We start from the raw sequence: 26999 nt of genomic DNA on the forward strand, positions 1-26999 counted from the left end.
AAAAGAGGAAGAGAGATGAAAAAGACAAACCTTTTAACAGTAGCCTTTTTAGCGGTAGTTGCTTTGGTGCTTTCAGCTTGCTCAACTCAGACGCAATCAGGTGGTAAAAAGCTCATCAAAGTAGCAACCGACTCAGATACAGCACCATTTACTTATAAGGAAAATAAAGCCTTTAAAGGTTATGATATCGATGTGGTAAAAGCTATTTTCAAGGACTCAAAGGAATACAAAGTGGAGTTTGTGACAACAGCTTTTGATTCTATTTTGACGGGTGTGGATGCAGACCGTTATCAAATTGCGGCAAATGATTTTAATTACAATGAAGAGCGTGCGCAAAAATACCTTTTTTCAGATCCAATTTCACATTCCAATTATGCGATTACGAGTGCTGAAGGGACAAGCTATGATAGTTTAGATGATTTATCGGGTAAAAAAACGGAAGTTATTTCAGGGTCAAATTACGCGCAAGTTTTGGAAAAATGGAACAAAGATAATCCAGATAAAGAACCGATTAAAATCAAGTATGCAGCAAGTTCAACTGGTTTAACGACACGTGTTCAACACATTGAAAATGGAACGATTGATTTTATTCTTTATGATGCCATTTCATCAAATTATTTGACTGAAGACCAAGGCTTTAATTTAACAGTAACTAATGTTAAAGAAAAAGTTGGTGGTGAAAACGATGGACTAGAATATCTCTTGTTCGCTGATACTAGTGATGGTAAAGAACTGCAAGCATTCGTTAATAAACGCCTTAAAACTCTAAAAGAAGATGGAACATTAGCTGAATTAAGTCAAACTTACTTTGGCGGTGATTTTGTCTCATCAGTTAAATCTTAAAAGAAGGAGTATTCATGTCTTTTACAATACTTACAACCGGCTTATCTTGGTATGATAAGTTAGTTGAAAAAATACCTGAAGGTCAGCTCTTTAGCTGGCGTGCGGTTTTTTATGCCATTCCTGATTTGCTGGGACATTTGCCGACAACTCTTGGATTGACTTTAGCAGGTGCTTTCTTTGGTTTGATTTTAGCTTTAGTCTTTGCTATTGTGAAAATCAATCGCCCAAAGATTTTGTATCCTATTCAAGCTGTTTTTGTTAGTTTTTTACGTGGAACACCGATTTTGGTTCAGTTGATGCTGACTTATTACGGCATTCCACTCTTTTTAAAATTTCTTAAACTAAAATACGGATTTGATTGGAATATCAATGCCATTCCTGCATCGGTCTTTGCTGTGACAGCATTTGCTTTTAATGAAGCTGCCTACACCAGTGAGACCATTCGTGCGGCCATTCAAGCTGTAAATGTTGGCGAAATCGAAGCTGCACGTAGTCTTGGAATGACTTCATTTCAGGTTTATCGCCGTGTGATTATTCCAAACGCTGCGGTGATTGCCACACCAACTTTGATTAATAGTTTAATTGGCTTAACTAAAGGAACATCACTAGCCTTTAATGCTGGAATTGTTGAAATGTTTGCCCAAGCTCAGATTTTAGGTGGGTCAGATTATCGTTACTTTGAACGATATATTTCGGTCGCTCTGGTTTACTGGATTATCAGTATTATTATCGAACAAATTGGGCGTTTAATTGAGAAAAAAATGGCTATTGATACTCCAAAAATAAGCCAAGATACGATAACAGGAGATATTCGCTAATGATTAAGATTTCAAATTTAACAAAAGCATTCTCTGGTCAGAAGGTTTTAGATGGTTTAGATGTGGCTATTAAAAAGGGTGAAGTCTTGGCCCTTGTTGGAGCATCTGGAGCAGGAAAGTCAACGTTTTTACGTAGTTTGAATTATTTAGAGCAAGCTGACTATGGGAGTATTGCTATTGATGATTTCAAGGTTGATTTTCAAAATATCACCAAAGAAGAAGTGCTTGAGTTGCGTCGAAAACTGGCCATGGTTTTTCAGCAATTTAACCTTTTTGAACGCCGCACCGCACTTGAAAATGTCAAAGAAGGCTTAAAGATTGTCAAAAAACTATCAGATGCTGAGGCAACTAAGATTGCTAAAGAAGAATTAGCTAAAGTTGGTTTGTCTGATCGTGAGAATCATTACCCAAGGCATTTATCTGGTGGGCAAAAGCAGCGCGTGGCCTTAGCGCGAGCACTTGCCATGAAACCTGATGTCCTTCTTTTAGATGAACCTACTTCTGCCCTTGATCCAGAGTTGGTCGGAGAAGTGGAAAAATCAATTGCAGATGCTGCAAAAGCAGGACAAACCATGATTTTGGTGAGCCATGATATGAATTTTGTTTATCAAGTGGCTGATAAAGTTCTCTTTTTGGATAAGGGACGTATTCTTGAAGCTGGTCGACCAGAAGAGATTTTTAAACATCCTAAAGAAGCAAGAACCAAAGAATTCTTTGCAAATTATACAAAAACGTATATTTAAAGACACAGATTTGATATAATAAGAGCTGAAAGTTTTTTTCAGCTTTTTTAGAGCAAAATAGAATACGAGTGCAAGGTGAAATATGTTTTTAGAAATTTTTAGTCTCTATATTCAGGGATTACTTTTATCAATTATCAGTGTTTTTTTAGTTGGTGTTTTTTGGAATTTTTGGCGAGCTAGACGCAAATATGATAAAACAGCCAAAGAACGCCAAGCTTTTTTGTATGATATTTTGATGATATCTATTATGGTCATTCCAGTTCTTTCTTTTGCCTTTATGGCCATTTTATTGATGTTTAAAGCATAATAATTGTGTTTTAGAGATGAGCTTGATAGAATAGAAAAATAATCGATAAAACGAGGTAAAAAATACATGTACGATACATTAATTATTGGTTCAGGTCCTGCAGGGATGACTGCTGGTCTTTATGCCGCACGTGCTAACTTGAAAGTTGGTATTATTGAACAAGGTGCTCCTGGTGGGCAAATGAATAATACATCAGAAATTGAAAACTACCCAGGTTACGATCACATTTCTGGACCAGAATTGTCAATGAAAATGCACGCACCGCTTGAAAAATTTGGTGTGGAAAATATTTATGGTATCGTCAAAAGCATTGAAGATGCTGGCGATGTTAAGCGCGTCATCACTGAAGATGCTACTTATGAAGCTAAGACAATTATTTTGGCGACTGGTGCTAAAAACCGTGCCCTTGGCGTAGCTGGTGAAGAAGAGTACACAAGCCGTGGGGTGTCATACTGTGCAGTTTGTGATGGAGCATTCTTCCGTAACCAAGATTTATTAGTTGTCGGTGGTGGTGACTCAGCTGTTGAAGAAGCTGGTTATCTAACACAATTTGCAAAATCAGTAACCATTATTCATCGTCGCGATGAATTGCGCGCGCAAAAGATTTTGCAAGACCGTGCCTTTGCTAACGAGAAAATCAATTTCATCTGGGATTCCGTTGTTAAAGAAATCAAAGGAAATGATATCAAGGTTTCAGGTGTTGTTGTAGAAAATGTTAAAACTGGTGAAATCAGTGAACATGAGTTTGGTGGTATTTTCATCTACGTTGGTGTTGACCCAGTTTCAAAAATGGTTGAAGGACTTGGTATTACAGATGAAGCTGGTTGGGTTATTACAGATGACCACATGAAGACAGCTATTCCAGGTATCTTTGCCATCGGTGATGTGCGTAAGAAAGAACTTCGCCAAATCACAACAGCAGTTGGTGATGGCGCTATTGCTGGACAAGGTGTTTATCAATATATTGAAAATATGAAATAACAGAAAACCGAGATTTTATCTCGGTTTTTTAGTGGCTGAAAAGGTAGAAAGATTGTGAAAAACTTTTCTGAAAGTCAGATTTTTTTCAAATCTTTGCGCAAAACCTCACAAAGTTTTAGCCAGTCTCTCGTAATTGTGCTATAATATGGGGGATAATTAATCTTTTGACAGATGCTAGCAGAGGTTGTTAAAACCAGATATGATAAGACTAGCATTGGGTCGATATTTTTAAAAAGGGGATACCACATGTATCAAGATGATAGTTTAACTCTCCACACGGATTTGTATCAAATTAACATGATGCAAGTTTATTTCGATAAAGGCATTCACAACCGTAAAGCGGTTTTTGAAGTCTTTTTCCGTAAAGAACCATTTTCAAATGGCTATGCTGTTTTTGCTGGTTTGCAACGTATGGTTGAATACCTTAAAAATCTTCGTTTTACAGAAACAGATATTGCTTACTTAGAAGATTTAGGTTATCCAGCTGATTTCATCGCTTATTTGAAAGATTTTAAATTAGAATTAACCATTCGTTCAGCTCAAGAAGGTGACCTTGTTTTCGCTAATGAACCAATCGTCCAAGTGGAAGGACCTTTGGCACAATGTCAATTGGTTGAAACAGCTTTGCTTAACATCGTAAACTTCCAAACATTGATTGCCACAAAAGCTGCTCGTATTCGTTCAGTTATTAATGACGAACCATTGTTAGAATTCGGTAGCCGTCGTGCTCAAGAAATGGATGCAGCAATTTGGGGAACACGTGCTGCTGTAATCGGTGGTGCTAATGCCACATCAAATGTTCGTGCTGGTAAAATGTTTGATATTCCAGTGTCTGGAACACATGCACATGCTCTTGTTCAAGCTTACGGTGATGACTATGAAGCCTTCATGGCTTACGCAGGCACTCACAAAGATTGCGTCTTTTTGGTTGATACTTATGATACACTTCGTTTGGGTGTTCCAGCAGCTATTCGTGTAGCCAATGAACTTGGCGACAAGATTAACTTCCTTGGAGTTCGTATCGACTCTGGTGATATGGCTTACTTGTCTAAAAAAATCCGCGAACAATTGGATGCTGCAGGTTACCCAGATGCTAAAATTTACGCTTCAAATGATTTGGATGAAAATACCATTCTTAACCTTAAAATGCAAAAAGCCAAAATTGACGTTTGGGGTGTTGGTACAAAACTTATCACAGCTTATGACCAACCAGCTCTTGGTGCTGTTTACAAAATTGTCTCAATCGAAGATGAAAACGGTGTAATGCAAGACACTATCAAATTGTCTAACAACGCTGAAAAAGTGTCTACACCAGGTAAAAAACAAGTTTGGCGCATCACAAGTCGCGAAAGAAATAAAACAGAAGGTGACTACATCACTTTCACTGATACAGATGTTAACCAACTTGATGAAGTTTACATGTTCCACCCAACATACACTTACATCAATAAAACAGTAAAAGATTTCGAAGCTGTTCCTCTCCTTGTTGATATCTTTGATAAAGGTGAATTGGTTTACGATTTACCAACACTTGCTGAAATCCAAGATTATGCTCGCAAAGAATACGACAAACTTTGGGACGAATACAAACGTCTACTTAACCCACAAGATTATCCAGTTGACTTGTCACAAGAAGTTTGGCAAAACAAAATGGATCTTATCGACCGTATTCGCAAAGAAGCTCAACAAAAAGGAGAAGTTAAGTAATGACATTACAAGAAAAAATCATTGCAGAATTGGGTGTTAAACCAAGTATTGACCCTAAAGAAGAAATCCGTGTATCTGTTGATTTCTTGAAAGATTACATGAAAAAACACTCTTTCTTGAAATCTTATGTGCTTGGTATTTCTGGTGGTCAAGATTCTAGCTTGGCAGGACGTTTGGCACAAATCGCTATGGAAGAATTGCGTGCTGAAACTGGTGATGACAGCTACAAATTCATCGCAGTTCGTTTGCCATACGGTGTTCAAGCTGACGAAGAAGATGCACAACGTGCGCTTAAATTCATCAAACCAGATGTTAGCATTGCTGTAAACATCAAAGAAGCTGTTGATGGACAAGTTCATGAACTTGAAAAAGCTGGTATTGACGTTTCTGACTTTAACAAAGGGAACATCAAAGCTCGTCAACGTATGATTACTCAATACGCTGTAGCAGGTGCAAATAGTGGTGCTGTTATTGGTACTGACCACGCTGCAGAAAACATCACTGGATTCTTTACAAAATTTGGTGATGGTGGTGCTGACGTGATTCCACTTTATCGCCTTAACAAACGTCAAGGTAAACAATTATTGGCAGAGCTTGGTGCTGACCCAGCTATCTACGAAAAAATTCCAACAGCTGACTTAGAAGAAAACCGTCCTGGTATCGCTGATGAAGTAGCACTAGGCGTTACTTACAACGATATCGATGATTATCTTGAAGGTAAAACAGTTTCAGCAGAAGCACAAGCTAAAATCGAAAACTGGTGGAACAAAACAGAACACAAACGTCACTTGCCAATCACAGTATTTGACGATTTCTGGAAATAAAACTTCAAAATCAAAAGCCCTATTTGGGCTTTTTGTTTGGTTTTAGTATTATTATTTGAAAATTCCGACACATTCTGTTATGAAAGTTTACACATTTTTTTGAAAGTTTCAAAAAGTTCTACAATTTCTCTTGAAAAATGCCTAATAAGCGCTATAATGGTTATTAGTTAAGTTAGGTTAAGTCAGAAAATATTACATGAGAACTTAGCCACATTATAGGAGGAATTATGTCAGAATTATCATCAACATTTACTGATAAGCTATTTGCTGATTTTCAAGCTGATAGCAAATTGCGTGCTGTTGAAAATGCTGTAACTCACAATGGGTTGTTAAAATCTCTTGAAACACGTCAAAGTGAAATGGAAAACGACCACGCTTTTTCAATTGATTTAACAAAAGATAAAGTTGCTAACCAAAAAGCTTCAGGTCGTTGCTGGATGTTTGCAGCTCTTAATACTTTCCGTCATAAAATGATCTCAGACCTTAACTTGGAAAACTTCGAACTTTCTCAAGCTCACACATTCTTCTGGGACAAATACGAAAAATCAAACTGGTTCTTAGAACAAGTTATTGCAACAGCAGACCAAGAACTTGGTAGCCGTAAAGTAAAATTCTTACTTGATGTGCCACAACAAGATGGTGGTCAATGGGATATGGTTGTTGCTCTTTTTGAAAAATACGGTGTTGTGCCAAAAGCTGCTTACCCAGAATCAATTTCATCAAGCAACAGTCGTGAATTGAACCAATACCTTAACAAATTGTTGCGTCAAGACGCACAAATTTTGCGTGAAGCAATTGCAGCAGGTGCTGATGACAAAGCTGTTCAAGCTAAAAAAGAAGCTCTTCTTCAAGAAGTCTTCAATTTCTTATCTATTAATCTTGGCTTGCCACCACGTACATTTGATTTTGCTTACCGTGATAAAGATAATAACTATCATTCAGATAAAAATATCACACCACAAGAATTCTTCAAAAAATACGTTGGTTTAGATCTTTCTGAATACGTATCAGTTATCAATGCCCCAACAGCTGATAAACCTTATGGTAAATCATACACTGTTGAAATGCTTGGTAACGTGGTTGGTAGCCGTGATGTTCGTTACATCAACCTTGATATGGAACGTTTCAAAGAATTGGCTATCGCACAAATGCAAGCTGGTGAAACTGTTTGGTTTGGTTCTGATGTTGGCCAAATTTCAGACCGTCAAAAAGGTATCATGGCAACAAATGTTTACGATTTTGCAACAGCTATGGATATCAACTTCACACAAGATAAAGCAGGTCGTCTTGATTACAGCGAAAGCTTGATGACACACGCTATGGTCCTTACAGGTGTTGATTTGGACGAAAATGGCAAATCTCTTAAATGGAAAGTTGAAAATTCATGGGGAGATAAAGTTGGTAACAAAGGTTACTTTGTTGCTTCAGATGCTTGGATGGATGAATTCACATACCAAATCGTGGTACGTAAAGAATTCTTGACAGCAGAAGAACGCGCTGCTTATGAAGCTGAACCAATCGTTCTTGCACCTTGGGATCCAATGGGAGCTCTTGCAAGCAAATAATATAAAACTAAAAACGTTAGCTGATATCAGCTAGCGTTTTTTGGCACAATAAAATCACCTCTGACTAAGCAGGGGTGATTTTTTATTATTCGTTACCTTCAGTGCTGCTGTTAGTATCAGTAGATTCGCTGCTTTCTGAGCTAGCTTCTGTTGATGAAGTATCTTCGCTAGATGATTGACTAGATGAAGCTTCTTCAGAAGAGCTTGAGCTTGAACCATAGATGTTGCTGTAGACTGAGCTTGATGATGGTGAATAAGTGTAATTGCTTGAGCCGCTTAAGTAAGCATAGCCGCCGCTTGTGTAAACACCTTTAGGAACTTCAAAGTCTTCGCTTCCGCTACCGTATTTTTCGTTGAGGTAACTTTGCATAGCTTTGTAAACATCAGCTGCAACGTTTAGACCGTTACCGTAAATTGGTGTCATACGGTTTTTATAACCTGTCCAAACAGCCATTGAGTACTGTGGTGTGTATCCGACAAACATTTCATCGGGAGCCATTGTTCCGACAGAACTGTTGTAAATACCTGTTGATTCTTCGATTTCAGCAAGTTCATCATCGGAGTAGTTTGATGTACCTGTTTTACCAGCTTGGTAGATACCTGGGAGAGCAGCTCTCGTACCAGTACCGTATGTCAAAACAGTTTTCATCATTGAAGTCATCAAGTAAGCTGTTGTTTCTTTCATTGCACGGCTACCAGATGCGCTAAATGATTTACTTGTACCATCGTTGAATTCGATTTTGTTGACATATTGTGGTTCGTAGTAAATTCCACCGTTAGCAAATGCGGCATAGGCAGCAGCCATTTTTTCACTACTTGCACCGTATTTTTGGCTAGAATCACTTGTTGAACTTGAAATAGCATTTGAGTAGTAAAGTTGTGGGTAGTAAATGCCAAGACCTTCCAAGAATGATTTAGCTTTATTTAAGCCGACAGATTCAAGGGCTCTAACCGCTGGTACGTTACGTGATTGTTGGATAGCGGTTTGAATGGTCATGTTGCCGTAGTATTGACGGTCCCAGTTATAAATTTGAGTTGAAGTGCCTGGCCAGTAGTATTTGCTATCGCTAGTGACAGCAGCAGTACTTGTGTAGACACCATTTTCAATTGCTGGAGCATAGTCTGTGATTGGTTTCATTGTAGAACCCCAGTCACGGTCAGTTAGAACGGCTTGGTTAGTTCCGAGTGAAACAGTTGTATCTTGGTTACGTGAACCAAGTTGAGCAATAACTTTACCAGTGCTTACGTCAACAACAGTTGAGGCAACTTGTAAGTCTGTATCTGGGTAATAGACATAAGAGTCTGTGTTGTAGATATCCCAGAGGTATTTTTGAGCTTCTGTATCAACGTTTGTGTAAACTTTCAAACCAGCTGAGTAGATATCTTGACCAGTTTTGTCGCTTACTTCTTGGATAACTTCTTTGATGTAGTTATCAAGATAAGGTTCATAACTTGTTGATTCAGTTAGTGTTTGCAGACCATCTGTGACTGGAGTAGCACGAGCTGTATCGTATTCAGATTTTGTAATGTTACCATCTTCATACATTTCAGCAAGAACAGTATCACGACGGTTTTGAGCAGCTTCTGGATTTGTGTAAGGGTCATATTGACTTGGAGCTTGAGGAATACCAGCAAGTAAAGCCAACTGTGCAATAGACAAATCTTTCAAATCTTTACCGTAGTAAGATTTAGCTGCTGTTAGCATACCATAGTTACCGTTACCCATGTACACTTTGTTAATGTAGAAGGTAAGAATTTCTTCTTTGGTATACTTACGTTCCATTTGAAGAGCTAGCCAAGCTTCTTGAGCTTTACGTTTCAAGGTTTGGTCAGATTCACTTGTTGAGAAGTAAGCCAATTTGATTAACTGTTGGTCAAGTGTTGAACCACCTTGTGTGCTAGAGCTTGTAAAGTTATTTAGCGCTGCTCCGAGGATACGGTAAACATCGATACCACGGTGTTTGAAGAAACGTTTATCTTCGATAGAAGTCACTGCATTAACCAAGTTCAATGGAATGCTGTTAGCTGATACGCTCTCACGTTTTTCAGAACCCAAGTCAGCAATTAAAGTTCCATTGGTATCATAAATCAGACTTGAGTTGGTTGATGATAATTTAGCCGCTGTTAGTTTTGGTGTGCTGCTAACATAGAATGCAAAGATTGAGCCACCAATTAGAAAACCAGCAACAACCAAAGACATCAGAGTGATTAAACCGTATTTTAGCACCTTAAGAGCAGTTGCTTTAGATGCAGGATTGCTTGTTCGTCTGTGTTTTGTTGTTTTCTTTTTAATTGTGATCACCGCCTAATATTTTTTGATCGATAATGTCCAAATAAGGAACTTGAGGGAGTGAACTTGTTGTCACCATATACCCATTTTTTCTGATATAATCAAGTGGCATGGATTTGGTGCCGAGGTTGATTTGGTAAAAGTCTACTAGAGCACTAGCAGGTAAGAAATAAGTTTCCTTAAGTGTCGAAAAGTGAAGTAGTACAAAGCAGATGCCGTCTTGCTTTAAGACATGTTCCATGTGCTCAATCTGGTGAGCGTGGAAGTTTTTTAAGGGCATGGAAGTCTTTTGTCGCGTTTCTTTCGCTTCAAAGTCAATGTAGCGTCCTTTGTAGACACCAGAATAATCGGTCGTGGATGCTTGGCGAAAGTAAGCTTCTACAATTTTGGCACGGCTTCTTTTGGGATAATCAACTTTTACAATTTGAATTGGGGTTGGTTTTTTGTGAACGACAGCAATATCACGAGATAAGTAGTAATTATTAGTTTCATTGATTGCTGCTTCAAAACTCATCCCACGATTAGCAAAGTTAATCGTTGATTTTGTGTTCTTCCTAGAAGCTGGGGCTGCTTGTTTTCGAATAAGATGATGAGGGTAATTAACCATAAAACTCCTAACATTCATGCTTAAGTCAATATAAGCACTACTATTATAACATATTTTTAGAAAGGAAACAGGTTATGACTGCAATTCTCGTCACGGGCTATAAGAGTTTTGAACTTGGTATTTTTCAAGAAAAAGACCAACGAATCGAGATTATCAAGAAGGCGATTAGGCATGATTTGATTCGCTATTTTGATGAAGGAGTTGATTGGTTAATCTTTATGGGAAACCTTGGATTTGAATATTGGGCATTACAGGTTGCAAAAGAGCTCCAAGAGGAGTATGATTTTAGTATTGCTACTATTTTTACTTTTGAAAATCATGGTCATAATTGGAACGAAGCCAATCAAGTCAAGTTGAGTGAGTTCAAACAGGTGGATTTTGTGAAGTATTCCTATAAAGAGTATGAAAATCCAAGTCAGTTTAGAGCGTACAATCAATTTTTAGTAGATAATACAGACGGTGCTTACCTTTTTTATGATCCAGAAAATGAAACAAATCTGAAATATCTGGTAGAAGTCATGCGAGAAAAAGGTAACTATCCTATCCAGTATTTAACTTTTGATCGCCTTAATGAATTCCTTGAAGATTGGTAATGAATTTTTAATAATGATTTAAAGGTAAATGCTTGATTTTTCACTAAATTTTCTGTAACATATATCTTGATATGACGTTTTCATATTCGAAGGTTAACTAGAATAGTTTTGTTTGGAGAGAGATAGAATGGCAAGTATTATTTTTAGTCCTAAGGACATTTTTGAACAAGAATTCAAAACCAGCATGCGTGGTTACGATAAAAAAGAAGTAGACGAGTTCCTTGATGATGTTATCAAAGATTATGAATCTTATATTTCTCAACTTCAAGAACTACGTGCTGAAAATGAAAAATTAAAACAAGAATTGGCTGCTAAACCAAAAGCAGCACCAGCAACTTCTTATGTTGCTCCACAGGCTGAGCACGCACGTGTTGCTCAAACTGCAACAAACTTCGATATTTTGAAACGTATTAGTCGTTTGGAAAAAGAAGTTTTTGGTAAACAAATCACTGAATAATAACTTTAGTCGGTTTCGACAAAGTTATTAAATGAGTTTGTATGTGACTTATCTTCCTTTACGAAGGTAAGAAAGATAAATTGCAATTTTTGGATAATCGCGTGGTATTCTAATACCATGAGGAAAGTCCATGCTAGCACTGGCTGTGATGCCGGTAGTGTTTGTGCTAGGTGAATTAATAAGCCTAGGGACATCTTGTGATGTTACGGCGAGTGAAAAGGCTAAGTCTTTGATATGCCTAAATAGCTCTGAAAAGTGCCACAGTGACGTAGTTCTTGAGGAAACTCGAGAAGTGGAACGCGGTAAACCCCTCAAGCTAGCAACCCAAACTTTGGTAGGGGCACGGGATAGTAGGAATCCGAACGATCTATCCTGACTGGAAACAGTAGACAGATGATTATCGAAGGAGATAAGACCTAGTTATCTCTGGAACAAAACATGGCTTATAGAAAATTGCATATAGGTATCTAGCTAGCTTAGGCTAGCTTTTATTTTTGTATTTTAATACTAAATCGAGGCTTGATTTGGTATTTGAAAATTAATTGATTTTTACTAGCTATAAGCCAGTAAAACGTGTTAAACTTATAGATAAGTATTTTGATGAAATAGGAATGTGTGAATGAAAAAAACATTTAATTTAGTGGCGACTGCAGCTGCAGGGCTTGAAGCTGTTGTTGGGCGCGAAATCCGTGATTTAGGGATTGATTGCCAGGTTGAAAATGGTAAAGTACGTTTTCAAGGGGATGTTAGAACGATTATTACAACAAACCTTTGGCTTCGTGCGGCTGACCGTGTCAAAATTGTTGTTGGAGAATTTCCAGCACGTACCTTTGAAGAATTGTTCCAAGGAGTTTACAAATTAGATTGGGAAAACTACTTGCCTTTAGGTGCTAAATTCCCAATTTCAAAAGCAAAATGTGTCAAATCAAAATTGCACAATGAGCCAAGTGTTCAAGCTATCAGTAAAAAAGCAGTTGTAAAAAAACTTCAAAAAGTTTACCACCGTCCAGATGGTGTTCCTTTGCAAGAAAATGGTGCGGAATTCAGAATTGAAGTATCTATTTTGAAAGATAAAGCGACCGTTATGATTGATACAACTGGGGCTAGTCTATTTAAACGTGGTTACCGTGTGGAAAAAGGTGGCGCTCCGATTAAAGAAAACATGGCAGCTGCTATTATTGAATTGTCAAACTGGTACCCAGATAAACCATTTATCGATCCAACATGCGGTTCTGGAACATTTTGTATTGAAGCTGCTATGATTGGGATGAACATCGCACCTGGTTTTAACCGTGATTTTGCCTTTGAAGAGTGGAATTGGGTAGATGCTGATTTGGTTCAAAAAGTTCGTGATGAGGCTGAAGAAAAAGCTAACTACGATATCGAGCTTGACATTTCAGGATTTGATATTGATGGTCGCATGATTGAAATTGCTAAGAAAAATGTAGAAGAAGCAGGGCTTGGCGATGTCATCAAATTGAAACAAATGCGTCTTCAAGACTTGAAAACCGATAAAATCAACGGTGTTATCATTTCTAACCCACCTTATGGTGAGCGATTGCTTGATGACAAAGCAGTCGACATCTTGTATAATGAGATGGGACAGACCTTTGCGCCACTTAAAACATGGAGCAAATTTATTCTGACCAGCGATGAACAGTTTGAACGAAAATACGGGTCACAAGCTGATAAAAAACGTAAATTGTATAATGGTACTCTTAGAGTTGATTTGTACCAATTTTACGGTGAACGTGTTAAACGCTCTGCTATCACGCAAGCAAAAGAAAAGTAAGGAAAAGTGCGCTTAACAACATCGTTAAGCAGTTGAGATTTTATTTAGAGAGGTGACCAGAACGTGTCAGAAAAAAAAGACATGCCATCTTCTGAAGAAAAAGATGGGCTTAACTTTGAAGATGTTAAAAATCTAACCATTGAAGAAGCTGTTCGAAAAGATTCTGAAATGAAAGCTGGAATTACTGAGTCTGATGGCGTTTTAGATAAGTATATTAAACAGCACCGAGATGAAGTAACATCGCAAAAATTTGAAACAAAGTTATCTGATTTTGAAGATTTAGATACAAAAGCTTTGGATAACTTTATTAAAAAACAACGTGAAGAACTTGTTAACAGCGGAATTGTTAGTAAGGACGTTTTTGAGGAAACTGCTGACCCTAAATCAGAAGTTGAATCAGAAGATGTAGCCGAACCAGTCGTTGAAGAGACTGAAGTTAAAGAGGTTGAGGCTGAGCCTGAGTCTGAACAAGTCGAAACTGTTGACACAGAAAAAGAAGCAGCAACAGAAGTAGAGACAACTACTCCGGAAGTTGAAGAAACTGTAGCTACTGTTGAAGAAGCAAAAGAAGAAACTGTAGCTGCTCCTGCTGAAGAGGTTAAAAAAGCAGAAAAAGAAGCAACTTCGATTGCTCTTTCAGCTGATGATAACAAACCAACGTCTAAGAAAAAACGTGTTATCATTGGTGGTTTAGCAGCTCTTGTTGTCGCTATTTTTGGTGCAGGCTATGCGCTACACTACACTAAAGATTCAACAACCACAGTAGCTAGCTCATCAACTTCATCAAGCCAGAAAAAAACGACATCAAGTTCAAATGCTGCAGAAAAAGCTAAAAAAGCCAAAAAAGCATTTGATGATGCTTATGCAGCTTTGTTCACTGATGACACTAAAACGAAGTTGAAAAACAGCGAATTTGACAAGATTTCTGTCCTAAAAGAAAAATTGGATGACCTAAAAGGTACTGATTTTTATGATGCTGCTAAAAAACAATACGATACTGTAGCAGCTCACATTACAGCTATTAAAGCAATCAACGCTTTGTTTGAAAAAGACGTAATTGTTGATGGTAAGAAAGTTTCAGGAACTGTTAAAGCTGATGCCAAATTCGATAGCTTATCTAGTGATGTTTTGAATACAGGTGACGCTAACTTGGATAATTTATTGCAATCAGTGATTACTGATGGTAAAAATCAATTAGCGGCTAAAGCACAATCAAGTAGCCAAGCGCAAGCAGCTGCTAACTCTGCCAGCCAGACAGAAAGCAATGATAAAGCAGCTGAAGCTAAACCAGCAGCGCCTGCATCTGATAATTCAAATCTTCAACGAGATAAGAGTCGTGTTCCTTATAACGACTCAGCGATTGCTGATTCAAATAATCCAGCTTGGACATTTGGTGACGGTGTACTTGAAAAAATCGTTTCAACATCACAAGCTCGTGGTTATTTCTCTGGAAATGACTATATTCTTGAAAAAGTTAATATTATCAATGGTAATGGTTACTATAACATGTTTAGAAAAGACGGAACTTACCTCTTCTCAATTAACTGTAAAACAGGTTATTTTGTAGGTAATGGTTCAGGTCACTCTGACGCTTTGGATTATTAATTTTTTAAAGGCGATTCCTAGAATAGGGCGCCTTTTTTGTTTGTATTTTCAAAGTAATGAAAAAATCTGTGAAAAGATTCAAAAAGTTTGACAGTGATTTTTGTAAGCGCTATAATTAATCTAACTTAAAGATTAAGGGGTGATATTTATGGTAAAAGTAGCCATTGTTACTGGTGCAGGTCAAGGAATTGGATTTGCTATTGCAAAACGTCTTCACGCAGATGGATTTAAGATTGGAATCTTGGATTATAACCGAGAAACGGCTGAAAAAGCTGTTCAAGAACTTTCGCCACAGGATGCTTATGCTGTTGTAGCAGATGTTTCTAAACGTGAAGAAGTTGCTAAGGCTTTTGAACAGGTTGTTGAGCATTTCGGAGATTTGTCGGTAGTTGTTAATAACGCAGGTGTTGCGCCGACAACACCCTTAGATACTATCACAGAAGAAGTCTTCGAACGTACTTTTGCCATTAATGTCGGTGGTACTATTTGGGGTGCTCAAGCTGCTTTGACTGAGTTTAAAAAATTAGGTCATGGCGGTAAAATTATCAATGCTTCTTCACAAGCTGGTGTCGTTGGTAATCCAAATCTAACGATTTATGGTGGTAGTAAATTTGCCATTCGTGGTATCACACAAACCTTAGCGCGTGATTTGGCAGATTATGGTATTACGGTAAATGCTTATGCACCAGGTATTGTTAAAACACCGATGATGTTTGATATTGCTCATGAAGTTGGTAAAAATGCTGGTAAAGATGATGAATGGGGCATGCAAACTTTTGCTAAAGATATTACCCTTAAACGTTTATCTGAACCAGAAGATGTAGCTAAAGCTGTTAGTTTCCTAGCAGGACCAGATTCTGATTACATCACTGGGCAAACCATTATTGTTGATGGTGGTATGCAATTCCACTAAGACATCTATAAAGCCCAAAAAAGACAGGGAAAATCATTTCTCTGTCCTTTTTGGTGTAAAAAAAAGCCAGCTTGTTAGCTGACTTAAAAGAATTAGATGACGTGACGTTCAAATGGATCGTCTGAGATACCATCTTTAAGAATAAGTTTTGCCCATTCTTTTGCTGTAAATAGACTGTGGTCTTTGTAGTTACCACAAGACTCGATAGTAGTACCTGGAACGTCATCCCATGATGTTACAGTAGCGATTTCTTCTAAACTTGATTTGATGACTTTGGCAATTTCAGTGGTGTTGTGTTTGCCCCACATAATCAAATGGAAACCAGTACGGCAGCCAAATGGTGAACAGTCAATCATTCCGTCGATACGTTCACGGATAAGTTTAGCGAGCAAGTGTTCGATTGTGTGCAATCCAGCAGTTGGAATAGCATTTTCATTTGGTTGAACAAGACGAATATCAAAGTTTGTAATCACATCACCTTTAGGACCAACTTCCTCAGAAATAAGACGGACATAAGGTGCTTTAACAATTGTATGGTCAAGTTCGAAACTTTCTACAGTTACTTCTTTTTTAGACATAATAGACTCCTTTTTTATTCCTCTAATAATCATATCATAAATTTTAGTAAAACGCTTTACAATTTTAAATTGTGAAAAAACTCGATTTATGGTAAACTTGAAAGTAGCTTTCTATAGATGAAATCTAAAATTTTTATTGAGGTAAAAACATGGCAAATATTATTATCTTGGTTGTTTTTGCCCTCATTGGTTTGATAGTTGGTTATGCACTGATTTCCATCAGACTTAAGTCTGCGAAAGAAGCTGCAGAACTCACTCTTTTAAATGCAGAACAGGATGCTGTGAATCTACGTGGCAAGGCTGAATTAGAAGCTGAGCACATTAGAAAATCAGCTGAGCGAGAAACGAAAGCTCATCGCAAAGAATTACTGATCGAAGCAAAAGAAGAGGCTAGAAAATATCGAGAAGAGATTGAAAAAGAATTTAAATCTGAAAGACAAGAGTTAAAACAAATGGAGACTCGTTTAACAGAACGAGCGTCTTCTCTTGATCGCAAGGATGAAAATCTAACCAGCAAAGAAAAAGTGTTGGATAGTAAAGAACAAAGTCTAACCGATAAATCTAGACACATTAATGAGCGTGAAAAACAAATCGGAGAACTCGAAGAACAGAAAAAAGCGGAACTAGAACGTGTAGCTTTGATGACGATTGCAGAAGCGCGTGAAATTATTTTGACGGAAACTGAAACTAATTTGACGCATGAAATTGCCACTCGTATTAAAGATGCTGAACGTGAGGTTCGCGATAAGTCTAACAAGCTCGCCAAAAACATTCTCGCTCAAGCCATGCAACGAATGGCTGGTGAATACGTTACTGAGCAAACCATTACAACTGTTCATCTTCCTGATGATAGTATGAAAGGTCGTATTATTGGTCGTGAAGGACGTAACATTCGTACCCTTGAAAGTTTGACAGGGATTGATGTCATTATCGATGATACACCTGAAGTGGTGGTCCTTTCAGGATTTGATCCAATTCGTCGCGAAATTGCTCGCATGACATTGGAAGCTTTGATTCAAGATGGTCGTATTCACCCAGCTCGTATTGAAGAATTGGTTGAAAAGAACCGCTTGGAAATGGATAACCGCATTCGTGAATATGGTGAAGCTGCTGCTTTTGAAATCGGTGCAGTAAACTTGCATCCTGATTTAATTAAAATTATGGGACGTTTGCAATTTAGAACGTCATATGGTCAAAATGTTCTTCGCCACTCAGTTGAAGTTGGTAAGATGGCTGGTATTCTTGCTAGTGAACTTGGCGAAAACGTTATGCTTGCTCGTCGTGCAGGATTCTTGCATGATATGGGTAAAGCCATTGACCGTGAAGTCGAAGGTAGCCACGTTGAGATTGGTGCAGAATTTGCTCGTAAGTACAAAGAAAACCCAATCGTGGTTAACGCAATTGCAAGTCACCACGGCGATGTAGAACCTGAAAGTGTCATTGCTGTCATCGTGGCAGCTGCCGATGCTCTTAGCTCAGCTCGTCCAGGTGCTCGTAATGAGTCTATGGAAAACTACATCAAACGTCTACGTGATTTGGAAGAAATTGCCAAGAGCTTCGATGGCGTTCAAAACAGCTATGCCTTGCAAGCTGGACGCGAAATTCGTATCATGGTGCAACCAAATAAAATTTCCGATGATGAGGTAACAATCATCGCACACAAAGTTCGTGAAAAAATTGAAAATAACCTTGATTACCCTGGTAATATTAAAGTTACAGTTATTCGTGAACTACGTGCAGTCGATTACGCAAAATAATGAAATAGACAAGAAGAAGTACGTTTTAGATGTGCTTCTTTTTAATGTGAAGGAGCTTGTAAATTCCCTTGAAATATAGCCTTATCTTTGATATACTAGACTGTAGTCTAATTGATAAAAAGCAAGTCTTAACTTGTAGTCTATAATAAGGAGAGTGGCATGACCGAACGTGGTTTGTTAATTGTTTTCTCAGGACCTTCTGGGGTTGGTAAGGGAACAGTTCGCCAAGAAATTTTTTCAACACCTGATCATAAATTTGAGTATTCTGTTTCTATGACAACGCGCCAAAAGCGTCCAGGAGAAGTTGATGGCGTTGATTATTTCTTCCGAACTCGTGAAGAATTTGAAGAGCTTATTAAAAATGGTCAAATGTTGGAATATGCTGAATATGTAGGCAACTACTACGGCACACCACTGACTTACGTTAATGAAACGCTCGATAAAGGAATCGATGTATTCCTTGAAATCGAAGTTCAAGGGGCTCTTCAAGTTAAGAAAAAAGTTCCAGATGGTGTCTTCATTTTCTTGACTCCACCAGATTTGGACGAATTAAAAGATCGTTTGGTCGGTCGTGGTACTGATAGCGAAGAAGTTATCCGCCAACGTATCGAACGTGCTAAAGAAGAGATTGCTTTGATGCGTGAATACGATTATGCTGTTGTTAATGATGAAGTGCCTTTGGCAGCTGAACGTGTTAAACGCATTATCGAAGCAGAACATTTCCGTGTTGATCGTGTTATTGGACGTTACAACGACATGATTAAAGACATTGACTAAAAGAGAGAAGAGAGAAAAAAGCTATGATGTTAAAACCTTCTATTGACACTTTGCTTGATAAAGTGCCATCAAAATACTCACTTTGCATTCTTCAAGCTAAACGCGCTCACGAACTTGAAGCTGGTGCAAAACCAACTCAAGAATTCAAATCAGTAAAAGCTACTTTGCAAGCTCTTGAAGAAATTGAATCTGGTAACGTTGTTATCCACCCAGATCCAGAAGCAAAACGTGCTGCTGTACATGCTCGTATCGAAGCAGAACGCTTGGCGAAAGAAGAAGAAGAACGTAAAATCAAAGAACAAATCGCTAAAGAAAAAGAAGAAGGAGAAAAAATCTAAGGTATTTTATCTTAGATTTTTCTTGTAATAAATCATTGTGATAAAGTAAACAAGTATTTTAAAAGCTTACTTATCGCGATGATTATTCTTTTTTTCGTTAGGATATTTTTTGAGTTTATTTAGAAAGGATAGTTATGACAAAAATCGCTCAGGTCATTGTTGATGTGCCGTTAATGCAGACCGATAAGCCTTTCTCATATCTCGTGCCAGAAGACATGCAAAATCAAGTCATGTTAGGCTCACGGGTGCATGTCCCTTTTGGTCGTGGCAATCGTCTTTTGCAAGGCTTTGTTGTCGGATTTTCTGAGGGCATTGACGATAATATCAGTGATTTAAAGGCTATTTGCGAGGTATTGGATTTTGAACCAGTTTTAAATGAAGAGCAGCTTGCTTTAGCAGACCAAATGCGTCATACTGTTTTTTCTTATAAGATTTCAATTTTGAAATCAATGATTCCTAATTTGCTCAATTCAACATACGATAAACGTTTGGTGCCGACAGACAAGCTGTCTGATGAAGAGCGATTGGCTTTATTTGGCGATAAAGACAGCAGGCTTCACTCAAGCTTATCTGAAGAAGAAGCTAAAAAAGTTGCTAGACTGGTTCAAGCAGGAAAAATTTCAGTTGATTATCTTGCTAAAGATAAGAAAAATATCAAAACTGAAAAATTCTATCAAGTTAATTCTGACCAGTTAGCTCAAGCAGAAATTTCAGCAAGAGCTAAGAAGCGTTTGTTGTTACGTGATTACTTGCTTGAGCATCCTGAAACAGGAAAATTGACAGACTTGTACCAGCTCTTTTCACGTGATGTTGTCAAATTCTTTGTGGAAAATCATCTGCTAACTATTTTAGAAAAAGAGAAGAAACGTTCGGACGTATACTTTGACGTTGCAACGACGGATTTTCTTGAGTTAAATGCAGAACAAGCTGCTGTGGTTGAAAAGGTGACTAGTCAAATTGGCAAGGAGTCTAAACCTTTCTTGTTAGAAGGCGTGACTGGTTCAGGTAAGACCGAAGTGTATTTGCACATTATTGATAAAGTCTTGAAACTTGGTAAAACAGCGATTGTTTTGGTGCCTGAAATTTCTTTGACGCCTCAGATGACTAACCGCTTTATTTCACGTTTTGGTAAGCAAGTGGCGATTATGCACTCGGCTTTGTCTGATGGTGAAAAATTTGATGAATGGCGAAAGATGAAATCGGGTCAAGCTCGCGTTGTCGTAGGTGCTAGATCTGCTATCTTTGTTCCAATGGAAAATATTGGCGCAATTATCATCGATGAAGAGCATGAGGCAACTTACAAGCAAGAATCGAATCCGCGTTACCATGCGCGCGATGTGGCTTTGCTTCGTGCGAAATATCATAAGGCCGTTTTGTTAATGGGGTCTGCAACGCCAAGTATTGAGAGCCGTGCGCGTGCTAGCCGTAACGTTTATCAGTTTTTGCAGTTAACTCACCGTGCCAATCCTTTGGCTAAGATTCCAAAAGTTGACATTGTTGATTTTCGTGATTATGTTGGTCAGCAGGAAGTTAGCAACTACACGCCTTATCTACTGGAAAAAATTGCAGATCGATTAGCGAAAAAAGAGCAAGTGGTGCTTATGCTAAATCGTCGTGGCTATTCAAGTTTTGTCATGTGTCGTGATTGTGGCTATGTGGATGAGTGTCCAAATTGTGATATTTCCTTGACGCTTCATATGGATACCAAGACTATGAATTGTCATTATTGTGGTTTTGAAAAAGCCATTCCGCATACTTGTCCAAATTGTCATAGTCGTAGCATTCGTTATTACGGGACTGGGACTCAGAAAGCTTATGATGAATTGGCAGAAGTTTTCCCGCAAGCTCGTATCTTGCGAATGGATGTCGATACCACACGACAAAAAGGAGCGCATCAGCGGATTCTGGATAAATTTGGTAATCATGAGGCTGATATTTTGTTAGGAACACAGATGATTGCTAAAGGACTTGATTTTCCGAATGTTACTTTGGTAGGTGTGTTAAATGCGGATACGTCACTAAATCTGCCTGATTTTAGATCGTCTGAGCGAACTTTCCAACTGTTGACTCAGGTTGCAGGGCGTGCTGGACGTGCTGAAAAAGAAGGAGAGGTCTTGATTCAGACCTACAACCCACAGCACTACGCCATCAAATTAGCCCAGAAGCAAGATTATGAAGCTTTTTATGCTTATGAGATGGGCATTCGTAAGCAATTATCTTACCCACCATATTATTTTACGGTTGGCCTAACTCTGTCACACAAGGATGAGCAGACCGTTGTGCGTAAGTCTTTTGAGTTGCTTCAAATTTTGCGTCAGCATTTATCTGACAAAATTAAAATTCTCGGTCCAACGCCTAAGCCGATTGCCAGAACGCACAATCTTTATCATTATCAAATCATTGTCAAATATCGCTTTGAGGACCACTTGGAAAGTGTCTTGAATCAGATTTTAGACATGACTCAATTACCTGAAAATAAGGACTTGCGACTGGTAATAGACCATGAGCCACAAAATTTTATGTAGGCTCTCACTATGCTATAATAAAGAAAAAATTTAAGTAATAAAATCCTTTGAGAGGAAGAAAAATGACAAAATTAATTTTTATGGGAACACCTGATTTTTCAGCGACTGTTCTAGAAGGTTTACTAGATGATGCTAACTACGATGTTTTAGCGGTTGTGACACAACCAGACCGCGCGGTTGGTCGTAAAAAAGAAATCAAAATGACACCTGTTAAAGAAGTTGCTTTGGCACACAATTTACCAGTTTATCAGCCTGAAAAAATGTCTAGTTCAGATGAAATGGCTGAGCTTATGACTTTAGGGGCAGATGGTATTGTAACAGCTGCTTTTGGTCAATTCTTACCAACAAAATTGCTTGATTCTGTTGATTTCGCAGTTAATGTGCATGCCTCACTTCTTCCTAAATACCGTGGTGGCGCACCAATTCACTACGCTATCATCAACGGTGACAAAGAAGCAGGTGTGACAATCATGGAAATGGTTAAGAAAATGGATGCTGGTGACATGATTGCTAAAGCATCAACACCAATTACTGACGAAGATAACGTTGGGACAATGTTTGAAAAACTAGCCGTTATTGGACGTGATTTACTTTTGAAGACATTGCCAGATTACATTGCTGGAAATATCAAACCAGAACCACAAGATGAAAGTAAAGCGACTTTCTCACCAAATATCACACCAGAAGAAGAACGTATCGACTGGAATAAATCAGCGCGTGAAGTCTTTAATCACATTCGTGGTTTGTATCCATGGCCTGTTGCGCACACCCTTCTTGATGGCAAACGTTTCAAAATCTATGAAGCAAGCTTGGCAGAAGGTCAAGGACAACCAGGTCAAATCATTGAAAAAGGCAAGAAAACTTTGGTTGTGGCAACTGGAGACGGTGCGATTTCTCTTAAAACAGTTCAACCAGCAGGGAAACCACGCATGAGCGTTGTGGATTTCTTAAATGGTGTTGGACGTAAACTTGAAGTAGGTGACCTTATTGGCGAATGATTGGAAGAAACAAGCACGTGGCTTAGCGCTAGTCGTTCTTGAAAATGTCTTTGAAGAAGGAGCGTATTCAAATATTGCTCTCAATCAGGAACTTAAACAGACTCAGTTGTCACAAAAAGATAAGTCTTTGGTGACAGAAATCGTCTATGGTACAGTAGCACGAAAGATTACCCTAGAATGGTATTTAGCTCACTATATCGAAGACCGTGACAAATTGGATCCTTGGGTTTATTATCTTTTGATGTTGAGTCTTTATCAATTATTGTACCTTGATAAAATGCCTGCTCATGCTGTGGTTAATGATGCAGTTAACATTGCTAAAAATCGTGGCAATAAAAAAGGTGCTGAAAAATTTGTCAATGCGGTTTTGCGACGTTTGACTAAAGATGACCTCCCAAATCCTGAAAGCATTAAACGTAAAAACAAACGTTATTCAGTTCTTTATTCTTTACCAGTCTGGTTGGTTAAAAAGTTAATTGACCAATTCGGTGAGGACCGTGCAAAAGCTATTATGCAAAGCTTGTTTATTCGAAATAAAGCAAGTATTCGAGTGACAAATCCTGAAAAATTGGCTGAGATTAAAGCTGCAACAGGCGCAGAACCATCTACTTTATCGCCAGTTGGTTTGGTTAAAACATCAGGTCACTTTGCTGGAACAGACTATTTTGCCCAAGGTGATATCACGATTCAAGATGAATCTAGTCAATTGGTGGCCCAAACTCTTAATATTCAGGGCGATGAAAATATCTTAGATGCTTGCGCGGCTCCAGGTGGAAAGACCACTCATATGGCTTCTTATCTGACAAGTGGTCATATCACAGCATTAGATTTATACGACCACAAGCTTGATTTGGTAATGGATAATGCCAAACGACTACATGTGGCTGATAAAATTTCTACACAAAAAATGGATGCCACGACAGTTCACGAACATTTTGCACCAGACACTTTTGATAAAATATTAGTTGATGCACCATGTTCAGGAATTGGTCTTATCCGCCGTAAACCTGATATTAAGTACAATAAAGAAAATCAAGATTTCACGGCTTTACAGGAAATTCAATTGCAAATTCTTGATAGCGTTTGTCAAACATTGCGTAAAGGTGGTATAATAACTTATAGCACTTGTACGATTTTTGATGAGGAAAACTTCCAAGTCATTAACAAATTTTTAGAAACTCATCCAAATTTTGAACAGGTAAAACTGAGTCATACGCAAGAAGATATTGTAAGAGATGGTTGTATTGCGATTACCCCTGAACAATATCAGACAGACGGGTTCTTTATTGGACAAGTTAAACGTATCTTGTAATCTCAAGGAGGAAACTGACACAGTCAGAAGGAAAACTATGAAAATTTCACTTGTAACTGATATCGGACAAAGACGTTCAAATAATCAGGATTTTATTAATAAATTTGATAACGAAAAAGGTATCACTTTAGTCATCCTAGCAGATGGTATGGGAGGTCATCGTGCTGGTAATATTGCTAGTGAAATGACCGTTACTGACCTTGGACGTGAATGGATTACTACCGATTTTACTGAATTAAGCCAAATTCGTGATTGGCTGATTACTGCGCTTGAAGCAGAAAATCAAAGAATTTATGAACTGGGTCAAACCGATGAGTATAAAGGTATGGGAACAACCGTTGAAGCTTTAGCGATTGTTGATAACAATGTTATCTTTGCTCACGTTGGTGATTCACGCATTGGCTTGCTTCATAATGGTGAATACGAATTGTTAACAAGCGATCACTCTCTTGTTAATGAATTGGTTAAAGCTGGTCAATTGACAGAAGAAGAAGCTGCTAATCACCCACAAAAAAATATTATCACGCAATCTATTGGACAAGCTAATCCAGTTGAACCTGATTTAGGGGTTCAAGTTCTTGAAGAAGACGATTATCTTATCATTAACAGTGATGGTTTAACAAACATGATTACCAATGACGAAATTGTTAGCATTTTGAGCCAAGATAAAAATCTTGACGATAAAAATAATGAGTTAGTCACTCTTGCTAACGAACGTGGAGGTCTTGATAATATCACCATTGCTCTTATCCACGCCGAAAGTGAGGAAGCTTAATGATTCAGATTGGCAAATTATTTGCTGGTCGTTATCGGATCCTCAAATCTATCGGACGGGGTGGAATGGCAGATGTTTATCTTGCCAAAGATCTAATTCTTGATAATGAAGAAGTGGCTATCAAAGTCCTTCGAACTAATTATCAAACAGATCAAATTGCCGTTGCTCGTTTCCAACGTGAAGCGCGTGCCATGGCAGAGCTAAACCATCCAAATATCGTTTCGATTCGTGATATTGGAGAAGAAGACGGACAGCAATTCTTAGTAATGGAATATGTTGATGGTTCGGACTTGAAAAAATATATTCAAGACCATGCCCCGCTTTCTAATAATGAAGTTGTTAGAATCATGGAAGAAGTCTTGTCTGCGATGACTTTGGCTCATCAACAAGGAATTGTTCACCGTGATTTGAAACCACAAAATATCTTGTTAACCAAAGACGGAACGGTTAAAGTTACCGACTTTGGTATCGCAGTAGCCTTTGCAGAAACAAGTTTAACACAGACAAACTCAATGCTTGGTAGTGTACACTATTTATCACCTGAACAAGCGCGTGGTTCAAAAGCCACTGTTCAAAGTGATATCTACGCTATGGGGATTATGTTGTTTGAAATGTTGACTGGTCACATCCCATATGATGGTGATTCAGCTGTTACAATTGCTCTTCAGCATTTCCAAAAACCACTTCCATCAATCATTGATGAAAATAAAAATGTTCCTCAAGCTTTGGAAAATGTTGTCATTAAAGCAACTGCAAAACGTTTGAGTGACCGTTACGCCTCAACTTTTGAGATGAGCCGTGATTTAATGACTGCTCTTTCATATAACCGCAGTCGTGAACGCAAACTTGTCTTTGAAGATACAGAAAATACGAAGACACTTCCAAAAGTAACAACTTCAACACCTGTTCCCTCAACTACAGAACAATTGTTGAAAAAACAAAAAGCGGCTAAAGTTAATCGTGAAGCTGCGGATAATAAAATTGCAAAAGCGAAAACGAAGAAGAAAAAATCACATCGTATGTTTGGTACTTTAGTGAAAATTTTCTTTGCGGTCGTAGTAGTTGCAATTGCTATTTTTACTTACTTGACGCTAAGCACACCAGCTTCAGTCAACGTTCCAGATGTAGCAGGAACAAGTTTAGCAGATGCTAAGACAAGTTTAACTTCAGCTGGACTTAAAGTTGGTGATATTCATAAAGTAGCTAGTGATACTGTGCAAAAAGGTCATGTTATTAAGACTGACCCAACAGCAGGTTCATCTAAAAAAGAAGGTGCCAAAGTTGACATTTATGTGTCAAAAGGAACATCAGGCTTTAAGATGAAAGATTATACTGGTCAAAACTATCAGGAAGTTATCAAAGAACTCAAAGATAAGCACGGTATTTCAAGTGATAAGATTGATGTTGAATGGATAACAGGTACTAACTATGACGGTGGTACTATCATTAGTCAAACACCTGGAAAAGGTACAAAAGTAGCTAGTGAAGATAAGATTACTTTCAAGGTTGCAGCAATCGTTATGCCAAACCTTATTGGTTATACTTATCAAGATGCAATTGCTGAATTGACTGCACTTGGCTTATCAAGCTCACATATTACAGTATTCCAAGCAGATGCTACTTCATCAACCGGATACTCTCAAGTCAAAACACCATCTGCCTCTGCAGTTGTTGTGGCACAAGATCCTTACTTTGGCGCAGCTATTGAAGGAAATGTGAAACTTTACTTCTCAGCTGGAAGTGAATCTCAGTCTTCAGAAGTCGCACCATCTCAATCTGTTCCTGAGTCATCTGAGACAAGTGAAACTAGTGAGTCAAGTTCTTCAAGTAGCAGCAGTAGCAGCACTGAAGAAAGTTCACAAACCGACTCATCATCAGTTGAACAATAAGATAT

24 protein-coding genes and 1 other RNA gene are annotated in these 26999 nt (G+C 38.1%); 22 read left to right on the plus strand and 3 right to left on the minus strand.

The window, feature by feature from the left end; translation table 11 throughout:
• The first annotated feature begins 15 nt into the window (after positions 1-15).
• From BMX18_RS08070 to pepC, 8 genes are all read left to right on the plus strand, one after another.
• The gene (locus BMX18_RS08070) at positions 16-843 is read left to right on the plus strand and encodes a transporter substrate-binding domain-containing protein (protein ID WP_093815996.1); all 828 of its coding nucleotides are present in this window, start codon (positions 16-18) and stop codon (positions 841-843) included.
• 14 nt (positions 844-857) lie between these two features.
• Entirely contained in the window at positions 858-1661 is an 804-nt protein-coding gene (locus BMX18_RS08075; protein WP_093815998.1) for an amino acid ABC transporter permease, read from the plus strand.
• Positions 1661-2404, plus strand: a complete 744-nt coding sequence (locus BMX18_RS08080; protein ID WP_074561298.1) for an amino acid ABC transporter ATP-binding protein — start codon at positions 1661-1663, stop codon at positions 2402-2404. The genes BMX18_RS08075 and BMX18_RS08080 overlap by 1 nt, the downstream gene beginning before the upstream one ends.
• Positions 2405-2486: 82 nt before the next feature.
• A complete protein-coding gene (locus tag BMX18_RS08085; protein WP_039695906.1) occupies positions 2487-2711 on the plus strand; it encodes a DUF4059 family protein in 225 nt (74 codons plus the stop codon).
• A gap of 66 nt (positions 2712-2777) precedes the next feature.
• On the plus strand, positions 2778-3692 hold the full coding sequence (trxB, locus tag BMX18_RS08090) for a thioredoxin-disulfide reductase (RefSeq protein ID WP_074565082.1): 915 nt from the start codon (positions 2778-2780) through the stop codon (positions 3690-3692).
• Positions 3693-3938: 246 nt separating this feature from the next.
• Positions 3939-5399 (plus strand): nicotinate phosphoribosyltransferase, encoded by a 1461-nt coding sequence (locus BMX18_RS08095; RefSeq protein ID WP_074561296.1) that lies wholly within the window; start codon positions 3939-3941, stop codon positions 5397-5399.
• The gene (gene nadE, locus BMX18_RS08100; protein ID WP_074561295.1) at positions 5399-6223 is read left to right on the plus strand and encodes an ammonia-dependent NAD(+) synthetase; all 825 of its coding nucleotides are present in this window, start codon (positions 5399-5401) and stop codon (positions 6221-6223) included. Before BMX18_RS08095 ends, nadE begins: the two co-directional genes overlap by 1 nt.
• 227 nt (positions 6224-6450) lie before the next feature.
• A complete protein-coding gene (gene pepC, locus BMX18_RS08105; RefSeq protein ID WP_093816000.1) occupies positions 6451-7788 on the plus strand; it encodes an aminopeptidase C in 1338 nt (445 codons plus the stop codon).
• 85 nt (positions 7789-7873) lie between these two features.
• On the opposite strand, the gene pbp1a is transcribed toward pepC, so the two are convergent.
• Together pbp1a and recU are read right to left on the minus strand one after the other, a co-directional pair.
• Entirely contained in the window at positions 7874-10090 is a 2217-nt protein-coding gene (pbp1a, locus tag BMX18_RS08110) for a penicillin-binding protein PBP1A (RefSeq protein ID WP_093816002.1), read from the minus strand.
• Positions 10077-10685 carry a Holliday junction resolvase RecU gene (recU, locus tag BMX18_RS08115; RefSeq protein ID WP_014334359.1) on the minus strand — a complete coding sequence of 203 codons (609 nt, stop codon included), beginning with the start codon at positions 10683-10685 and terminating at the stop codon, positions 10077-10079. Before recU ends, pbp1a begins: the two co-directional genes overlap by 14 nt.
• A gap of 74 nt (positions 10686-10759) precedes the next feature.
• On the opposite strand from recU, the gene BMX18_RS08120 reads away from it, so the two are divergent.
• The 6 genes from BMX18_RS08120 to BMX18_RS08145 all read left to right on the plus strand — a co-directional run bounded on the left by BMX18_RS08120 (position 10760) and on the right by BMX18_RS08145 (position 16045).
• Positions 10760-11278 carry an SLOG family protein gene (locus BMX18_RS08120; protein WP_074869957.1) on the plus strand — a complete coding sequence of 173 codons (519 nt, stop codon included), beginning with the start codon at positions 10760-10762 and terminating at the stop codon, positions 11276-11278.
• 127 nt (positions 11279-11405) lie between these two features.
• Positions 11406-11735: a cell division regulator GpsB gene (gpsB, locus tag BMX18_RS08125; RefSeq protein WP_006531162.1), complete on the plus strand. Its 330-nt coding sequence runs from the start codon at positions 11406-11408 to the stop codon at positions 11733-11735.
• Between the two features lie 85 nt (positions 11736-11820).
• Positions 11821-12186, plus strand: an RNA gene (gene rnpB, locus BMX18_RS08130) — RNase P RNA component class B.
• Positions 12187-12354: 168 nt separating this feature from the next.
• A complete protein-coding gene (locus BMX18_RS08135; protein WP_093816004.1) occupies positions 12355-13527 on the plus strand; it encodes a THUMP domain-containing class I SAM-dependent RNA methyltransferase in 1173 nt (390 codons plus the stop codon).
• Positions 13528-13590: 63 nt separating this feature from the next.
• Positions 13591-15132: a cell division site-positioning protein MapZ family protein gene (locus BMX18_RS08140; RefSeq protein WP_093816006.1), complete on the plus strand. Its 1542-nt coding sequence runs from the start codon at positions 13591-13593 to the stop codon at positions 15130-15132.
• A 148-nt stretch (positions 15133-15280) separates the two neighbouring features.
• Positions 15281-16045 carry a (S)-acetoin forming diacetyl reductase gene (locus BMX18_RS08145; RefSeq protein WP_093816008.1) on the plus strand — a complete coding sequence of 255 codons (765 nt, stop codon included), beginning with the start codon at positions 15281-15283 and terminating at the stop codon, positions 16043-16045.
• Between the two features lie 92 nt (positions 16046-16137).
• Here the strand turns inward: BMX18_RS08145 and BMX18_RS08150 are convergent, their stop codons facing one another.
• Positions 16138-16623 carry an S-ribosylhomocysteine lyase gene (locus BMX18_RS08150; protein WP_039695895.1) on the minus strand — a complete coding sequence of 162 codons (486 nt, stop codon included), beginning with the start codon at positions 16621-16623 and terminating at the stop codon, positions 16138-16140.
• A gap of 149 nt (positions 16624-16772) precedes the next feature.
• On the opposite strand from BMX18_RS08150, the gene BMX18_RS08155 reads away from it, so the two are divergent.
• The 8 genes from BMX18_RS08155 to pknB all read left to right on the plus strand — a co-directional run bounded on the left by BMX18_RS08155 (position 16773) and on the right by pknB (position 26994).
• On the plus strand, positions 16773-18380 hold the full coding sequence (locus BMX18_RS08155) for a ribonuclease Y (protein WP_039695894.1): 1608 nt from the start codon (positions 16773-16775) through the stop codon (positions 18378-18380).
• Positions 18381-18539: 159 nt separating this feature from the next.
• Positions 18540-19157, plus strand: a complete 618-nt coding sequence (gmk, locus tag BMX18_RS08160; protein ID WP_003063524.1) for a guanylate kinase — start codon at positions 18540-18542, stop codon at positions 19155-19157.
• A gap of 23 nt (positions 19158-19180) precedes the next feature.
• Positions 19181-19495 carry a DNA-directed RNA polymerase subunit omega gene (gene rpoZ / locus BMX18_RS08165; protein ID WP_014334364.1) on the plus strand — a complete coding sequence of 105 codons (315 nt, stop codon included), beginning with the start codon at positions 19181-19183 and terminating at the stop codon, positions 19493-19495.
• 134 nt (positions 19496-19629) lie between these two features.
• Positions 19630-22020, plus strand: coding sequence for a primosomal protein N' (locus BMX18_RS08170; RefSeq protein ID WP_093816010.1), 2391 nt, complete (start codon positions 19630-19632; stop codon positions 22018-22020).
• Between the two features lie 62 nt (positions 22021-22082).
• Positions 22083-23018: a methionyl-tRNA formyltransferase gene (gene fmt, locus BMX18_RS08175; protein ID WP_074626747.1), complete on the plus strand. Its 936-nt coding sequence runs from the start codon at positions 22083-22085 to the stop codon at positions 23016-23018.
• Positions 23008-24330, plus strand: coding sequence for a 16S rRNA (cytosine(967)-C(5))-methyltransferase RsmB (rsmB, locus tag BMX18_RS08180; protein ID WP_093816012.1), 1323 nt, complete (start codon positions 23008-23010; stop codon positions 24328-24330). The genes fmt and rsmB overlap by 11 nt, the downstream gene beginning before the upstream one ends.
• Before the next feature lie 37 nt (positions 24331-24367).
• Positions 24368-25105 (plus strand): Stp1/IreP family PP2C-type Ser/Thr phosphatase, encoded by a 738-nt coding sequence (locus tag BMX18_RS08185; RefSeq protein ID WP_074482688.1) that lies wholly within the window; start codon positions 24368-24370, stop codon positions 25103-25105.
• Positions 25105-26994 carry a Stk1 family PASTA domain-containing Ser/Thr kinase gene (pknB, locus tag BMX18_RS08190; RefSeq protein WP_039695889.1) on the plus strand — a complete coding sequence of 630 codons (1890 nt, stop codon included), beginning with the start codon at positions 25105-25107 and terminating at the stop codon, positions 26992-26994. The genes BMX18_RS08185 and pknB overlap by 1 nt, the downstream gene beginning before the upstream one ends.
• The last annotated feature ends 5 nt before the right edge of the window (positions 26995-26999 follow it).

The sequence above is a fragment of the Streptococcus sp. 45 genome (assembly GCF_900108865.1).
Classification (GTDB): Bacteria; Bacillota; Bacilli; order Lactobacillales; family Streptococcaceae; genus Streptococcus; species Streptococcus ruminicola.

Bases quoted from the DNA above. Each gene is read 5' to 3' on its own strand.
- BMX18_RS08070 (WP_093815996.1), top strand. From the start codon at position 16: ATGAAAAAGACAAACCTTTTAACAGTAGCCTTTTTAGCGGTAGTTGCT.
- BMX18_RS08075 (WP_093815998.1), top strand. From the start codon at position 858: ATGTCTTTTACAATACTTACAACCGGCTTATCTTGGTATGATAAGTTA.
- BMX18_RS08080 (WP_074561298.1), top strand. From the start codon at position 1,661: ATGATTAAGATTTCAAATTTAACAAAAGCATTCTCTGGTCAGAAGGTT.
- BMX18_RS08085 (WP_039695906.1), top strand. From the start codon at position 2,487: ATGTTTTTAGAAATTTTTAGTCTCTATATTCAGGGATTACTTTTATCA.
- trxB (WP_074565082.1), top strand. From the start codon at position 2,778: ATGTACGATACATTAATTATTGGTTCAGGTCCTGCAGGGATGACTGCT.
- BMX18_RS08095 (WP_074561296.1), top strand. From the start codon at position 3,939: ATGTATCAAGATGATAGTTTAACTCTCCACACGGATTTGTATCAAATT.
- nadE (WP_074561295.1), top strand. From the start codon at position 5,399: ATGACATTACAAGAAAAAATCATTGCAGAATTGGGTGTTAAACCAAGT.
- pepC (WP_093816000.1), top strand. From the start codon at position 6,451: ATGTCAGAATTATCATCAACATTTACTGATAAGCTATTTGCTGATTTT.
- recU (WP_014334359.1), bottom strand. From the start codon at position 10,685: ATGGTTAATTACCCTCATCATCTTATTCGAAAACAAGCAGCCCCAGCT.
- BMX18_RS08120 (WP_074869957.1), top strand. From the start codon at position 10,760: ATGACTGCAATTCTCGTCACGGGCTATAAGAGTTTTGAACTTGGTATT.
- gpsB (WP_006531162.1), top strand. From the start codon at position 11,406: ATGGCAAGTATTATTTTTAGTCCTAAGGACATTTTTGAACAAGAATTC.
- BMX18_RS08135 (WP_093816004.1), top strand. From the start codon at position 12,355: ATGAAAAAAACATTTAATTTAGTGGCGACTGCAGCTGCAGGGCTTGAA.
- BMX18_RS08145 (WP_093816008.1), top strand. From the start codon at position 15,281: ATGGTAAAAGTAGCCATTGTTACTGGTGCAGGTCAAGGAATTGGATTT.
- BMX18_RS08150 (WP_039695895.1), bottom strand. From the start codon at position 16,623: ATGTCTAAAAAAGAAGTAACTGTAGAAAGTTTCGAACTTGACCATACA.
- BMX18_RS08155 (WP_039695894.1), top strand. From the start codon at position 16,773: ATGGCAAATATTATTATCTTGGTTGTTTTTGCCCTCATTGGTTTGATA.
- gmk (WP_003063524.1), top strand. From the start codon at position 18,540: ATGACCGAACGTGGTTTGTTAATTGTTTTCTCAGGACCTTCTGGGGTT.
- rpoZ (WP_014334364.1), top strand. From the start codon at position 19,181: ATGATGTTAAAACCTTCTATTGACACTTTGCTTGATAAAGTGCCATCA.
- BMX18_RS08170 (WP_093816010.1), top strand. From the start codon at position 19,630: ATGACAAAAATCGCTCAGGTCATTGTTGATGTGCCGTTAATGCAGACC.
- fmt (WP_074626747.1), top strand. From the start codon at position 22,083: ATGACAAAATTAATTTTTATGGGAACACCTGATTTTTCAGCGACTGTT.
- BMX18_RS08185 (WP_074482688.1), top strand. From the start codon at position 24,368: ATGAAAATTTCACTTGTAACTGATATCGGACAAAGACGTTCAAATAAT.
- pknB (WP_039695889.1), top strand. From the start codon at position 25,105: ATGATTCAGATTGGCAAATTATTTGCTGGTCGTTATCGGATCCTCAAA.